This window comes from Pseudomonas sp. Irchel 3E13, assembly GCF_900187455.1.
GTDB lineage: Bacteria > Pseudomonadota > Gammaproteobacteria > Pseudomonadales > Pseudomonadaceae > Aquipseudomonas.
Genome location: NZ_FYDX01000019.1, coordinates 24,725 through 37,500 on the forward strand (window position 1 = coordinate 24,725; position 12,776 = coordinate 37,500).

12 protein-coding genes are annotated in these 12,776 nt (G+C 66.2%); 9 read left to right on the top strand and 3 right to left on the bottom strand.

Going from position 1 to position 12,776, the window contains the following annotated elements; all coding sequences use genetic code 11:
* Positions 1 to 10 precede the first annotated feature (10 nt).
* The 5 genes from CKW37_RS27240 to CKW37_RS27260 all read left to right on the top strand — a co-directional run bounded on the left by CKW37_RS27240 (position 11) and on the right by CKW37_RS27260 (position 6,130).
* Positions 11 to 313 (top strand): sarcosine oxidase subunit delta, encoded by a 303-nt coding sequence (locus CKW37_RS27240; RefSeq protein WP_095159289.1) that lies wholly within the window; start codon positions 11 to 13, stop codon positions 311 to 313.
* The gene (locus CKW37_RS27245; RefSeq protein ID WP_095159290.1) at positions 310 to 3,207 is read left to right on the top strand and encodes a 2Fe-2S iron-sulfur cluster-binding protein; all 2,898 of its coding nucleotides are present in this window, start codon (positions 310 to 312) and stop codon (positions 3,205 to 3,207) included. Before CKW37_RS27240 ends, CKW37_RS27245 begins: the two co-directional genes overlap by 4 nt.
* 3 nt (positions 3,208 to 3,210) lie before the next feature.
* Positions 3,211 to 3,780, top strand: a complete 570-nt coding sequence (locus CKW37_RS27250; protein WP_095159291.1) for a sarcosine oxidase subunit gamma — start codon at positions 3,211 to 3,213, stop codon at positions 3,778 to 3,780.
* Positions 3,781 to 3,821: 41 nt separating this feature from the next.
* Positions 3,822 to 4,592 (top strand): IclR family transcriptional regulator, encoded by a 771-nt coding sequence (locus CKW37_RS27255; RefSeq protein ID WP_095159292.1) that lies wholly within the window; start codon positions 3,822 to 3,824, stop codon positions 4,590 to 4,592.
* A 182-nt stretch (positions 4,593 to 4,774) separates the two neighbouring features.
* Positions 4,775 to 6,130, top strand: a complete 1,356-nt coding sequence (locus CKW37_RS27260; protein ID WP_095159293.1) for an APC family permease — start codon at positions 4,775 to 4,777, stop codon at positions 6,128 to 6,130.
* A 36-nt stretch (positions 6,131 to 6,166) separates the two neighbouring features.
* Here CKW37_RS27260 and hrpB read toward each other — a convergent pair whose 3' ends face one another.
* The gene (gene hrpB / locus CKW37_RS27265) at positions 6,167 to 8,692 is read right to left on the bottom strand and encodes an ATP-dependent helicase HrpB (protein WP_095159294.1); all 2,526 of its coding nucleotides are present in this window, start codon (positions 8,690 to 8,692) and stop codon (positions 6,167 to 6,169) included.
* Between the two features lie 119 nt (positions 8,693 to 8,811).
* On the opposite strand from hrpB, the gene CKW37_RS27270 reads away from it, so the two are divergent.
* Positions 8,812 to 9,231 (top strand): polyribonucleotide nucleotidyltransferase, encoded by a 420-nt coding sequence (locus tag CKW37_RS27270; protein ID WP_095159295.1) that lies wholly within the window; start codon positions 8,812 to 8,814, stop codon positions 9,229 to 9,231.
* Position 9,232: 1 nt separating this feature from the next.
* Positions 9,233 to 10,105 carry a cation diffusion facilitator family transporter gene (locus tag CKW37_RS27275; protein ID WP_095159296.1) on the top strand — a complete coding sequence of 291 codons (873 nt, stop codon included), beginning with the start codon at positions 9,233 to 9,235 and terminating at the stop codon, positions 10,103 to 10,105.
* Positions 10,106 to 10,172: 67 nt separating this feature from the next.
* On the opposite strand, the gene CKW37_RS27280 is transcribed toward CKW37_RS27275, so the two are convergent.
* Positions 10,173 to 11,000: a DUF6515 family protein gene (locus tag CKW37_RS27280; protein ID WP_095159297.1), complete on the bottom strand. Its 828-nt coding sequence runs from the start codon at positions 10,998 to 11,000 to the stop codon at positions 10,173 to 10,175.
* A 399-nt stretch (positions 11,001 to 11,399) separates the two neighbouring features.
* Between CKW37_RS27280 and CKW37_RS27285 the strand changes: the two genes are divergently transcribed.
* Positions 11,400 to 11,876 carry an Lrp/AsnC family transcriptional regulator gene (locus tag CKW37_RS27285; protein WP_009394930.1) on the top strand — a complete coding sequence of 159 codons (477 nt, stop codon included), beginning with the start codon at positions 11,400 to 11,402 and terminating at the stop codon, positions 11,874 to 11,876.
* Positions 11,877 to 11,931: 55 nt separating this feature from the next.
* Positions 11,932 to 12,138, top strand: coding sequence for a DUF2788 domain-containing protein (locus tag CKW37_RS27290; protein ID WP_095159298.1), 207 nt, complete (start codon positions 11,932 to 11,934; stop codon positions 12,136 to 12,138).
* A 3-nt stretch (positions 12,139 to 12,141) separates the two neighbouring features.
* Here CKW37_RS27290 and CKW37_RS27295 read toward each other — a convergent pair whose 3' ends face one another.
* Complete coding sequence (locus CKW37_RS27295; RefSeq protein ID WP_095159299.1) at positions 12,142 to 12,771, bottom strand: pseudouridine synthase; 630 nt, start codon at positions 12,769 to 12,771, stop codon at positions 12,142 to 12,144.
* Positions 12,772 to 12,776: the final 5 nt, after the last annotated feature.

Consider the following 12,776-nt stretch of genomic DNA (forward strand, 5'->3'; position numbering starts at 1 on the left):
GGGGAACGTCATGAAAATCATGCACTGCCCGCTCAACGGGCCGAGAAACATCAGCGAGTTCACCTACGGTGGCGAGTTCAAGGCGATGCCCGACCCGGCCACCTGCAGCGACACCGAATGGGCCGACTACGTGTTCAACAGCGACAACCTCGCCGGCGTCGTCCGCGAGTGGTGGCTGCACAACGCCTCCAGCTACTGGTTCCTCGCCGAGCGCCACACCGTCACCGACCAGATCATTCGCACCTTCGACGCGAAGGAAATCTTCACCCAGCGGGTCGAGTTCGCCCCGCGCACCGAGGAGATCGCCGGATGAACCGCCTCCCCGCTCCGATGGGCCTGCTGATCGACCGCGAGCAGCCCCTGCGCTTCAGTTTCGACGGCACCGACTACCAGGGCTTCGCCGGCGACAGCATCGCCAGCGCCCTGCTCGCCAACGGCCGCTGGCTGCTCTCGCGCTCGTTCAAATACCACCGCCCGCGCGGCCCGCTGACCATGGCCGGGCAAGACGCCAACACCCTGGTGCAACTGCCGGACGAACCCAACGTGCTGGCCGACGCGCACGCCATCGACGCTGGCATGACCGTCACCGGACAGAACTTCAACGGCTCGCTGGACAGCGACAAGGACGCATGGCTCGGCAAGTTCTCGCGCTTCATGCCCGTGGGTTTCTACTACCGCTCGTTCTACAAGCCCAAGGGCATGTGGAAAGTCTGGGAGCCGCTGATCCGCAAGAAAGCCGGCCTCGGCGTGCTCGACCTGAACTTCAAGCCGCAGTACTACGACAAGGCGTACCTGTTTGTTGATGTCGCCATCATCGGCGCCGGCCCCTCCGGACTCAGCGCCGCCCTCACCGCCGCCAATGCCGGGGCGCGGGTGCTGCTGGTGGAGCAGCAGGCGTTACTCGGCGGCGCGCTGACCTACGCGCGCTTCGACGCCGACGGCCAGCGCGCGCAAACCCTGCGTCGCGAACTGGTGGACGCGGTGCAAGGCCACGCCAATATTCAGGTGCTGACCCAGGCCACCTGCAACGCCTGGTTTACCGACAACTACCTGCCGGTGATCCAGGGCCGGCGCATGTACAAGGTGCGGGCGAAGCAGTGCATCGTCGCCGCCGGGTCCTTCGACCAGCCGGTGGTGTTCCGCAACAACGACCTGCCGGGCGTGATGCTCGCCAGCGCCGCGCAACGGCTGATGAAGCTGTACGCGGTCAAACCGGGCAACTGCGCGGTGGTGCTGAGCGGCAACGACGACGGCTACCTCGCCGCCCTCGACCTCGCCGAACAGGGCGTGAAAGTCGCGGCGCTGGTGGACATGCGCCAGCAACCCGCCGACATGGCACTGAAAGTCGCGCTGGAGAAACAGGGCATCCCCGTGCATGTCGGCAGCACCGTCTATGAAGCGCTGCACGACAAAGGCATGCGCCACGTCAGCGGCGTGGACATCCGCCGCATCACCGCCCAGGGCCAGGTCGCCGAACGCGGCCTGACGCTGGACTGCGACCTGCTGTGCATGTCCGCCGGCTACATGCCGGTCTACCAGTTGCTGTGCCAGGCGGGCGGCAAGCTGGCCTACGACGAACAGCGCGCCGAGTTCGCCATCAGTGGTCTGCCCGACGGCCTGACCGTCGCCGGTTCGGTGAATGGCCGCCATCAACTGGACAACGTGCTGCTCGACGGCAGCCGGGTTGCCGCCGCCGCCGTGCAGGCGCTGGGACTGGCGCCGGGCATCGGCGACGTCACCTTCGCCGGCGAGGCGCGGGTCAACTTCGACTGGCCGATCTTCGCCCACCCCAAGGGCAAGGATTTCGTCGACTTCGACGAAGACCTGCAAGTGCGTGATATCGTCAACGCCACCCGCAGCGGCTACCGCGACGTGCAACTGGTCAAGCGCTTCTCCACGGTCGGCATGGGCCCGTCCCAGGGCCGCCACTCGGCGCTGCCGACCGCGCGACTGGTCGCCCAGGCGACCCAGCGCAGCATCAGCGAAACCGGGGTGACCACCGCCCGGCCGCCGTTCGAAGCGGAAAAACTCGCCCACGTCGCCGGCCGCGCGTTCGACCCGTATCGGCAGACCGCCATGCACAGCCGCCATGTCGCCGCCGGCGCTAAGCTGATGCCCGCCGGCATCTGGCAGCGCCCGGCCTTTTACGGCCAGCCCGGCGAGCGCGAGCGCTGCATGCAGGACGAGGTTCGCCAGGTGCGCGAGAAGGTCGGCCTGATCGACGTCTCGACCCTCGGCGGCCTCGACGTGCGCGGCGCGGATGCCGCCGAGTTACTGGAGCGCATGTACACCATGCCGTTCAAAAAACAGCCAGTCGGCCGCACCCGCTATGGCCTGATGACCAACGAGCATGGCGTGGTGATCGACGACGGCGTCATCGCGCGCATGGCCGAACACCACTTCTACGTCACCGCCACCACCAGCGGCGTCGACCGCATCTACCAGCAGATGCTCAAGTGGAACGCGCAATGGCGCCTGGACGTCGACATCACCAACGTCACCGCCGCCCTGGCCGCGGTGAACGTGGCGGGGCCGCTGTCGCGCAAGGTGCTGGAGAAGGTCTGCGCGGACGTCGATCTGTCCGCCGAGGGTTTCCCTTATCTGGCGGTGCGCACTGGCCGCGTGGCGGGAATTCCGGCGCGGCTGATGCGGGTCGGTTTCGTCGGTGAGCTGGGCTACGAGATCCATGTGCCGGCGCGCCATGGCGGCAAACTCTGGGACGTGCTGATGGAAGCCGGCGCCGCATTCGGTATTCGTCCGTTCGGCGTGGAAAGCCAGCGCCTGCTGCGCCTGGAAAAAGGCCACGTAATCATCAGCCAGGACACCGACGGCATGACCCACCCCGGCGAGATCGACATGCAGTGGGCGATCGGTCGCAAGAAGCCGTTCTTCGTCGGCAAGCGCTCCATCGAGATCCTCGAACGCCAGCCGCTCAAGCGCAAACTGGTCGGCTTCAGCCTGCCCAAGGGCAGCAGCCAGCCGCTGGAAGGCCATCTGGTGCTCAGCGGTGCGGACATCAGCGGCAACGTCACCTCCTGCGAGTACTCCGCGACGCTGGGCCAGATCATCGGCCTGGCCTACGCCGGCGCCGACCAGGCCGAGCCGGGCATGCGCATTCCGATCCGCGTCGAAGGCGGCGAAGTGGTCCAGGCCACCGTGGTGAAACTGCCGTTCTACGACCCCGCCAACCAGCGCCAGGAGCTCTGAGCCATGACCAGCCTCAACCCTATCGAGCGCTGCGCGCTCATCGACCTGACCGACCTGCCGCGAGTGGGTTTTCGTGGCGCCGACACCGCCGCCTGGCTGCAACAGCGTGGCTACGAACTGCCGACGGCACCCAACCAGGCCGTGTTTCTCGCCGACGGCACGCTGGTGGCGCGGCTGTCGCAGACCGAGTATCTGCTGCTGGGCAGCCTGGTGGATCGCGGCGAACGCATCGCCGCCGAAGAGGCCGGCTGGGTGTTCAGCGACCAGCGCAACTACCTGCTGCCGCGCCAGGACAGTCACGCCTGGGTGCAGTTGTCCGGGCGGCATGTTGCCGAGGTGATGGCCAAGCTGTGCGGCGTCGACCTGCGCAGCGAAGCCTTCCCTGTGGGGAGCGTGGCGCAGACCTCGGTGGCGCGGCTCAATGCGATTGTGATCAATGCCGGGAACGCGGAGTTGGCGCGGTTCCACATTCTTTTTGATCGGGCTTCGTTGGCGTATTTCCAGGACGCGCTGCTGGATGCGATGGGGGAGTTTGGGGGGTTGCCGGTGAGCCTTGAGAGTTTGCTTGGCTGATCTATTTTGGGGCCGCTCTGCGGCCCTCTCAGGAGACCCCAATGACCGCCATCGAACCCACCGACTACCACGTCCCCGCGCTGCAACGCGGCCTCGCCATCCTCGGCATGTTCAACGCTCGCCAGCGCACCCTGAGCATGCAGGACATGGCCGAGCGCCTGGCGGTCAGCCCCTCCGCCGTCTACCGCATCGTGCAGACGCTGGTGGACATGGGCTACCTGCGCAAGGTCGGGCGCAGCGATTTCGAACTGGGCAGCCGGGTCATCTCCGACGGCTTCGCCTACCTCGCCAGCCGCGACATCGTCGAAGTCGCCATGCCGCACCTCAACGACCTGCGTGACCGCACCTCGCTGTCCTGCCACCTGAGCATTCGCGAACAAACCGACAGCCTCTACATCTACCGCGCCTTCGCCCCGCAGCGCCTGACGGTGAACATCCCCATCGGCACCCGCCTGCCCTGTCACGGCACAGCCCTGGGCCGGGTACTGCTGACGGCCTTGAACGACAACGAACTGAGCCAGCTTTACCAGCACGTGCGCCTGGACGACTACCCGCCGCCAGCGCCCCGCACCCTGCCGGAACTGCGTCAGTTGATCGCCCAGGACCGCGAACGCGGCTGGGTGCTGCACCGCTCGGATTACTCCACCGCCATCGCCACCGGGATCCGCGATCACAGCGGCGCCATCACCGCCGCGATCAACCTGTCCGGTCCTGACGCGGTGATGAACACGCCCGCAGCGCAGGAGGCGTTTCTCGATGCCCTGCTGGCGGCGAGCGGGGAGATTTCGGCGGCACTGGGGTTCAACGCCTGAAGGCGCTAGCGCTCTAGACCGGGCATCTCGGCAATCACACCTTGCGCGCATGCACTATCAATTCGCTTACGGTGCTTTGTCCCCGGCTGCTAGCCTAGCCCGCACACAGGACACGTTCGGCAGGTATCGCCGCCGCGCAGTTTCATGCGTGCAACCGTATAAAAAAAATAACGGGACTCCAGATGACCACTACCCAACACACCCTCACCGCGAAGGGTGACGAACAACTTCGTCGCGTGCTCGGGCTGCCCGCCCTGGTCTTTTTCGGGCTGGTGTACATGGTGCCGCTCACCATCTTCACCACCTACGGCATCGTGACCGAAACCACCGGTGGCAGAACCGCAGGCGCCTACCTGGTGACCCTCGCCGCCATGCTCTTCACCGCCGCGTCCTACGGCATCATGGTTCGCCGCTTTCCGGTAGCGGGTTCGGCTTACTCCTACACCAATATCGCCTTCGGCTCGAACATCGGCTTCCTCGCCGGCTGGTCGCTGCTGCTGGATTACCTGTTTATCCCGATGATCAACTACCTGTTGATCGGGCTGTTCCTGAACATCGCCTTCCCCGCCATTCCGGCCTGGGTTTTCGTCCTGGTGTCGATCGCCCTGGTGACCGTGCTCAACGTCCTCGGGATCCGCTCGGTCGCCAAGGCGAGCAACCTGATCGTCGGCGCGCAGGTGATTTTCATCGTCGTGTTCGTGGCCCTGTCCTGTAACTCACTGGGCAATGCCGGACCTGTCGATTACCTCTCGCCGCTGCTGGGAGACGGCAGCAAGCCCGGCTTCGACCCGCTGATGGCTGGCGCCGCAATCCTGTGCCTGTCGTTCCTGGGCTTCGACGCCGTATCGACCCTTGCAGAGGAAACCCGTGACGCCCGCCGCACCGTGCCGCGCGCGATCATGCTGACCACCCTGGCAGCGGGCGTGCTGTTCACCCTGCTGGCCTACCTCAGCCAGTTGGCGATCCCGGGCAGCCACTTCGAAAACGCCGACACCGCCGCCAATGAAGTGATGTTCACGGTCGGCGGCCAGTTCCTCGCCAACTTCTTCACCGCGGCTTTCGTCGCGGGCAGCCTGGGCTCGGCGCTGGCATCGCAAGCGGCCGTCTCGCGGATCATCTACAGCATGGGCCGCGACAAGCTGCTGCCGGAGCGCTGCTTCGGCACGCTGTCGGCGCGCTTCGGCACCCCGGTCAACGCGACCCTGCTGGTGTCGCTGATTTCGTTGGTGGCGCTGGTCATCGACCTGGGAACGCTGGCGTCACTGATCAGCTTCGGCGCACTGGTGGCCTTCTCGGCGGTGAACATGGCTGTGCTGCGCACCCACCTGTTCGCCAAAGGCCAGCCGAAAAACCTGCTGCTGCACGGCGTGGTGCCGCTGGTCGGCCTGGCCCTGACGCTGTGGCTGTGGACCAGCCTGTCCGCCCTGACCCTGAGCATCGGCCTGGCCTGGTTCGGCGTCGGCGTGGTCTACCTGCTGGTGCTGACCAGCGGCTTCCGGCGTAACGTGCAGGTTGCCGACTTCTCCGAGGCGGGCTGAGATTCAGCAGAAACCCGAGTGCGCTTAACGGCGCACTCAGGTCCCCCGCGGCTTGGCCCGCGCCGTCGCTTCCGCCACCAGCGGGTCATCCGGCCAGTAATGCTTCGGATAGCGCCCCTTCAAATCCTTCTTCACTTCGGCGTAGGTACTGCGCCAGAAGTTCGCCAGGTCCTGGGTCACCTGCACCGGCCGCCGCGCTGGCGACAGCAGGTGCAGCAAGACCGTCTGCCGACCCTGCGCGATGCGCGGCGTGTCGGCCAGGCCGAACAGTTCCTGCATGCGCACCGCCAGCACCGGCGGGTGCTCGCTGTAATCGACGCGGATGTTCGAACCCGAGGGCACGCTGATATGCACCGGCGCCCATTCGTCCAGGCGCTGCGGCAGCGGCCACGGCAACAGGTTGCGCAGGATCGAGGAGAGGTCGAGCTGGGCGAAGTGGCTCAGGCGGGTGACCTTGCCGAGATACGGCTGCAGCCAGTCCGGCAGGGTCGCCAGCAAGGCGTCGTCGCTCAGGTCCGGCCATTCGCTCTCAGCGCCCGCGGCGAGGTCGAGCTGGCGCAGCAGCGTCACCCGCGCCTGCCACTGGCGCAGCTCCGGTGTCCACGGCAACAGCGCCAAGCCCTTGCGTCGCACCAGGTCGAGCAAGGCGCGGGCACGGGCGTCGGCGTCCAGGCCGGTCAGCGGTTCGCGGCTGAGTACCAGTTCGCCGAGCTTGCGCTGGCGCTCGGCGCGCAGGACGTTTTCCTTTTCATCCCACTCCAGTTGCTCGACCACGCTGACCTGCTCGGCGAGCACGTCATCGAACAGCGCCGGATCAAGCTCGGCGGCCAGGTAGATGCGCTCTTCGCGCTGGCCCTGGCGGCTGCCGAGATCGGCGACCACCAACCAGGGTTCTTTCATCAAGGCATCGGCCTCGCCGAACTGCGCGGCGCGGCCATTGGCCAGCCGGTACTCGGCGCCCCCGGCGCGGCGCTGCTGGGCCACCCGGTCCGGGTAGGCCAGCGCCAGCAGCGCGCCGAGCCAGCGCGGGTGATCCGGGTCGGTGACGGCGGCGCCGGGTTTGCCCCGCAGATAGCCACGGTACTGGCGCGACAACTGCCGCGCCCGCTGCACGCCACCTTGGCCGCCACGGTTGGCGCGGGTTTCACCGCTGAGCAGGCTCAGGCGGCTGTGCAGGTCGGCGCCCGCACCGCGAAGAATGTCGCGCTCGCCGAGCAAGGCGGCGACATCACAGGCCATCGCGGTCAGGCCGAGGTCCTGGCCGCGCAGCAGCAAGTGGGCGATACGCGGATGCGCCGGCAGCTCGGCCATCGACTGGCCGTGAGCGGTGAGGCCGAGGCGCTCCGCCGTCAGCGCGCCCAGGCGCAGGAGCAGGTCCTGGGCCTGGGCGTACGCGGCGGCGGGCGGCACATCGAGCCAGCACAATTGCGCCGGGGTCACGCCCCAGCGGCTGAGTTGCAGGGCCAACCCGGAGAGGTCGGCCTGGATGATTTCCGCGGTGCCATAGGCCGCGAGTTGCTCGTGCTGGGCCTCGGACCACAGCCGGTAACACACGCCCGGCTCCAGACGCCCGGCGCGACCCGCACGCTGGGTCGCGCTGGCGCGGGAAATACGCTGGGTGTCGAGGCGGGTCATGCCGCTGCCGGGGTCGAAACGCGGTACTCGCGCCAAGCCGGCATCCACCACCACCCGCACGCCATCGATGGTCAGGCTGGTCTCGGCGATGTTGGTCGCCAGCACCACCTTGCGCGTGCCCGCCGGAGCCGGCTCGATGGCGGCGCGCTGGGCAGACAGGTCGAGTTCGCCATGCAGCGGGCAGAGCAGAATGCCGGCGCGGCCCGCCAGCGCTTCCTGCAACGACTGGTGCACGCGGCGAATCTCGGCCTGACCCGGCAGGAACACCAGCAGGCTGCCGCTTTCGTCGTCGAGCGCCTGCAACACCGTATCGACCACTCGTGGCTCGATGTACTCGCCTGGCTGGAACGGCCGGCTCCAGCGCATCTGCACCGGGAACATGCGACCCTCGCTGCTGATCACCGGGGCGTCGTCGAGCAGCGCCGACAGGCGTTCACCCTCCAGCGTCGCGGACATCAGCAGGATTTTCAGCGGCGAATCATCGCGCAGCAGTTCGCGACCATTGAGGCTCAGGGCCAGGGCGAGGTCGGCATCAAGGCTGCGTTCGTGGTACTCGTCGAAGATCAGCAGGCCGACGCCCTCCAGCGCCGGATCGTCCTGCAGACGGCGGGTGAGGATGCCTTCGGTGACCACTTCGATGCGCGTGCGCGGGCCAACCTTGCTGTCCAGGCGGATGCGATAACCGACCGTCTCGCCCACCTTTTCGCCCAGTTCGCTGGCCAGTCGTTCGGCGGCGGCGCGGGCGGCCAGGCGCCGTGGTTCGAGCATCAGGATGGTCTGCCCGGCCAGCCACGGCTCGTTCAGCAGCGCCAGCGGTACGCGGGTGGTCTTGCCGGCGCCAGGCGGTGCTTCGAGCACGGCTTCGTGGCGTTGCGCCAAGGCTTCGCGCAGCGCTGGCAGAACGGCATCAATCGGTAAGGAAATCATGGTAGCCCTCAAACAATGGGGCGAGTATAACGGCGAACCCACCCTGCCCTATCATGGTCTTATCCCCTGAAGCCGGCCTTTTGCCGGTATCGTTGCGGCTTTCATTGCGGAGACTCTCAATGCGTATTTCTTCCCGTGTCACTGGCGGCGCCCTGATCGCGGCCCTGCTGACCCAGCTCACGGCCTGCGGCACCCTGTTCTACCCCGACCGCCGCGGCCAGATCGAAGGCAAGATCGACCCGGTGATCGTCGCCCTCGACGCGGTCGGCATCCTCTTCTACGTGATCCCCGGCCTGATCGCCTTCGGCATCGACTTCGCCAGCGGCGCGATCTACCTGCCGGGCGGCAGCACCGCGCAAGTCTCGCCAGAGAAGCTCAACGAAGCCATCGGCGCTGACGGCAAAGTGGACAACACCCGCCTGCAAGCCATTATCGAAAGCGAACTGGGCCAGCGTCTGCCGCTGAACGACCCACGCCTGATCCAGCACAAAGGCAGCACCGAACAACTGGCGATGTACGGCCTGGTTCCTGCCGCCTGACATGACCACCACCTCCGCCGAGCACGCTCGCCTGCTGCGCCTCGCCACCCGCGCTTCGCTGGCGGTGGCGTGCATCCTGATCGTCAGCAAGGCGATCGCCTGGTGGCTCAGCGGCTCGGTCAGCCTGCTGGCGGGCCTGACCGACTCGCTGCTCGACGGCGCCGCGTCCTTTCTCAACCTGATCGCGGTGCATTACGCGCTGCGCCCCGCCGATGAAGATCACCGTTACGGGCACGGCAAGGCCGAAGCGCTGGCGGGCATGGCGCAGGCGCTGTTTATCAGTGTCAGTGCGGTGCTGATCGCGTTTCAGGCCGTGGAGCGGCTGCAGAACCCTCAGCCGCTGGGCAATGCCGGGCTGGGCGTGGCGGTGATGGTGTTGTCGCTGGTGCTCACCGTGGCGCTGCTGATGGTGCAAGCGCGGGTGATCCGCATCACCGGCTCCACGGCGGTGCGGGCTGATTCGCTGCATTACCGTTCCGACCTGCTGCTCAACGGCAGCATCCTCGTCGCCCTGTTGCTGGCAGCGTTTGGCTGGCCGCAACTGGATGCGTTTTTCGGCTTGGGGATTGCGGTCTACATCCTCTGGAGCGCGCTGACCATCGCTCGCGAGAGCTTTGCCACGCTGATGGATGAGGAATTGCCGGCGGATGTCAGCGAGCGGATGCTCGGCCTGGTGTGTGCGGTGCCGGGCGTGGTCGGGGCGCATGACCTGCGCACGCGGGTTTCGGGAAATCGCTGGTTCGTGCAGGTGCATCTGGAATTGCCGGGGGCGTTGCCGCTGACCCAGGCGCACGGGTTGTGCGAGGACGCGGCAGCGGCGATCACACGGGAGTATCCGCGGGCCGAGGTGCTGGTACATGCGGATCCGGTTTAGGGGTGATCTCCAGGGCCTCAATCGCGGCGGTTCGGCACCCCGACACGCCAGCGATTGAGCCCCAGGATCAGTTGACGCTATACCCCCGCCCCGCCATGCAAGCCCCCATCGCCCGCCGATAGGTATCCGCCACCTGCACCGGTGGCGCCTGGTTGGCATAGGCCGGGTCGAAACCACTCTGCTCCACCGCCCAGCGATGGCATTGGTAGCGGTCCTGCTCGACCTGCTGCGGCGGCTGGCCCTGCATCGGATAGGCGATCACGTCATAGCCACTGCCCTGCACCGGCACGGGCTGCTGGACCTGCGGCGGATTGACCACCACGTAGTCGCGGCTGTCATTCAGGTATTGGTAATAGGTGTCCGCCACCAGGAAGAACAACGCCCCGCCGATCCACATCTCGCGGGCGTAATCCGGCAGGTAGCTCACCCGCACGCCGTAAGGCGGGGTCACCACGACGTAGCCGCCGCCATGCGGCCGATACCAGTAGCCGCCAGAGAAGAAGTAGTCCTGGCCGCGATACGGCACCCGCGAAAAACGATCAGGGAAACGGTCGATGGTGTGCCCCGGCCGATACTGCGGCCCCGGGCCCCAGCCATTGCCATGCCCGCTGGGGCGGCCGTTCCAGTTCGGCTGCTGCGGTCGTTGACCGCCCTGGTTGCCCTGCCAGTTCGGATTGCCATCGTTGCGCCGGGGGATGTCCTGGTAATGGCCCTGGCGCGGCTGCTGGGTCTGTCGCACTTCGTCCGGCCGCTGGCCCAGCGGCGATCCCTGCTGGTGCTGCTCGCCACCTCGGGACTCCGAAGGCCCGCGGTGATCCCGCTCGTCATCGGCGTGGACGCCCAGGCTCAGGCAGAGCACGCCGACACCCACCAACGGCCAGATACGCAAGGTCATGCTGTTCCTCTTTCATCGTAGGAAATGATCACAGCGCCACTCTAGCAGGCGCGGTTCCGGTCGCCAGATGAAATCTCGGACATTAAAAAAGAGCGACCATTGGGTCGCCCTTTGAGAATTTTGTCCTGGCTCGGCGCTTGTGACGCCGGCTCACCTCACACCTGTCTTGTGGACCGTGTGTAGCCCGGGGGCCAAGCACAACCCTGTGGGATTGCTGGCCGCGACTGTCCTGATTGAGTCAGTCGCCGTGGACGTGTGTCCGGGCAGTGATTCTGGAAACAATCATAGGAAAATAGAGGTGATAGAGGATTGCGAAGATTGCGGAAAAAAACACCACTTGCGCAATTTTTTACTAAATATTAATAATTGCCAGCAATTCAAACAGAAAAGGCCTGATCGATGAGCAAGCTGGACCGCTATGACCTGAGCATTCTCGCCGAATTGCAGCGCGACGCGCGCATCTCCAACCAGGAACTGGCCGAGCGCATCGGGCTGTCGCCCTCGCCCTGCTCGCGACGGGTCAAGCAACTGGAAGACGACGGTTTCATCTCCCGCCAGGTCGCGCTGCTGGACCGCAAGAAGCTCGGCCTTAGCCTGACTGCCTACGTGCTGATCGGCATGGACCGACACACCCCCGAGCGCTTCGAAACCTTCGAAGCGGCGATCCGCAACCTGCCGCAGGTGCTGGAATGCAGCCTGGTCACCGGGATGGACGCCGACTACCAGCTCAAGGTGGTGGTGCCGGACATGGATCATTACCAGAAACTGCTGCTCGGTCACCTGACCCGTATCGAGGGCGTGACCAGCGTTCGCTCAAGCTTTGTCCTGAATCAAGTGTTGGCCAGTACGGAGCTGCCGCTGACGCACCTGCGTTAGTCAGCCCTGAGGGTGAGGCGTATACTTGCGCGCCTCACGCCGCCGGAGAAAATCGATGGATCCTGTGTTGTTCGAAGAGTGGATGATGACCATCCTCGTCACCATCCTGATTGGTTTCATGGGCTTCATCGTCTGGGACCTGGCAAAGAAGTCCAAGGCCGGCAAACTCGGCACGTTCATCCTGTTTTTCGCGCTCGGCCTGGGCGTCCTCGCCTTCGTCATCAAGAGCGTGGTGATCACCTGGATCGAGCTTCATCAGTAAGCCTCAGCGCTTCGCAGGCACTTCCTTCCACTGGCCTGGCTCAAGCCCGTCCACAGTCCAGTCGCCGATCCTGACCCGCACCAGACGCAGGGTCGGCAGCCCCACCGCCGCGGTCATTCGTCGCACCTGGCGGTTACGCCCTTCCTTGATGATCAACTCCAGCCAAGAGGTCGGCACGCTCTTGCGAAACCGCACCGGCGGATTGCGTGGCCAGAGTTCCGGCTCTTGCAGTTGCCGGGCCTGGGCCGGCAGGGTCATGCCGTCATTCAGTTCGACGCCGTCGCGCAGGCGCTGGATCTGCTCTTCGTTCGGCTCGCCTTCGACCTGCACCCAATACGTTTTCGGCAGCTTGTGCTTCGGGTCGGCGATGCGCGCCTGCAACTGGCCGTCGTTGGTCAGCAGCAGCAGGCCTTCGCTGTCGCGGTCGAGGCGACCGGCGGGATAGACGCCGGGCACCGCGATGAAATCCTTGAGGGTCGCCCGCCCCTCGCCGTCGCTGAATTGGGTCAGCACGTCGAAGGGCTTGTTGAACAGGATCAACCGCGACTCGGCCGGCGGCGCCTTGGGCGGGCGTCGCGGACCGGCGGGTTTTGCCGCGGGGCGGCGCGGCGTGGAGCGTGGGGGTAACGGCATGGGGC

Bases quoted from the DNA above. Each gene is read 5' to 3' on its own strand.
- CKW37_RS27240 (WP_095159289.1), top strand. From the start codon at position 11: ATGAAAATCATGCACTGCCCGCTCAACGGGCCGAGAAACATCAGCGAG.
- CKW37_RS27245 (WP_095159290.1), top strand. From the start codon at position 310: ATGAACCGCCTCCCCGCTCCGATGGGCCTGCTGATCGACCGCGAGCAG.
- CKW37_RS27250 (WP_095159291.1), top strand. From the start codon at position 3,211: ATGACCAGCCTCAACCCTATCGAGCGCTGCGCGCTCATCGACCTGACC.
- CKW37_RS27255 (WP_095159292.1), top strand. From the start codon at position 3,822: ATGACCGCCATCGAACCCACCGACTACCACGTCCCCGCGCTGCAACGC.
- CKW37_RS27260 (WP_095159293.1), top strand. From the start codon at position 4,775: ATGACCACTACCCAACACACCCTCACCGCGAAGGGTGACGAACAACTT.
- hrpB (WP_095159294.1), bottom strand. From the start codon at position 8,692: ATGATTTCCTTACCGATTGATGCCGTTCTGCCAGCGCTGCGCGAAGCC.
- CKW37_RS27270 (WP_095159295.1), top strand. From the start codon at position 8,812: ATGCGTATTTCTTCCCGTGTCACTGGCGGCGCCCTGATCGCGGCCCTG.
- CKW37_RS27275 (WP_095159296.1), top strand. From the start codon at position 9,233: ATGACCACCACCTCCGCCGAGCACGCTCGCCTGCTGCGCCTCGCCACC.
- CKW37_RS27280 (WP_095159297.1), bottom strand. From the start codon at position 11,000: ATGACCTTGCGTATCTGGCCGTTGGTGGGTGTCGGCGTGCTCTGCCTG.
- CKW37_RS27285 (WP_009394930.1), top strand. From the start codon at position 11,400: ATGAGCAAGCTGGACCGCTATGACCTGAGCATTCTCGCCGAATTGCAG.
- CKW37_RS27290 (WP_095159298.1), top strand. From the start codon at position 11,932: ATGGATCCTGTGTTGTTCGAAGAGTGGATGATGACCATCCTCGTCACC.
- CKW37_RS27295 (WP_095159299.1), bottom strand. From the start codon at position 12,771: ATGCCGTTACCCCCACGCTCCACGCCGCGCCGCCCCGCGGCAAAACCC.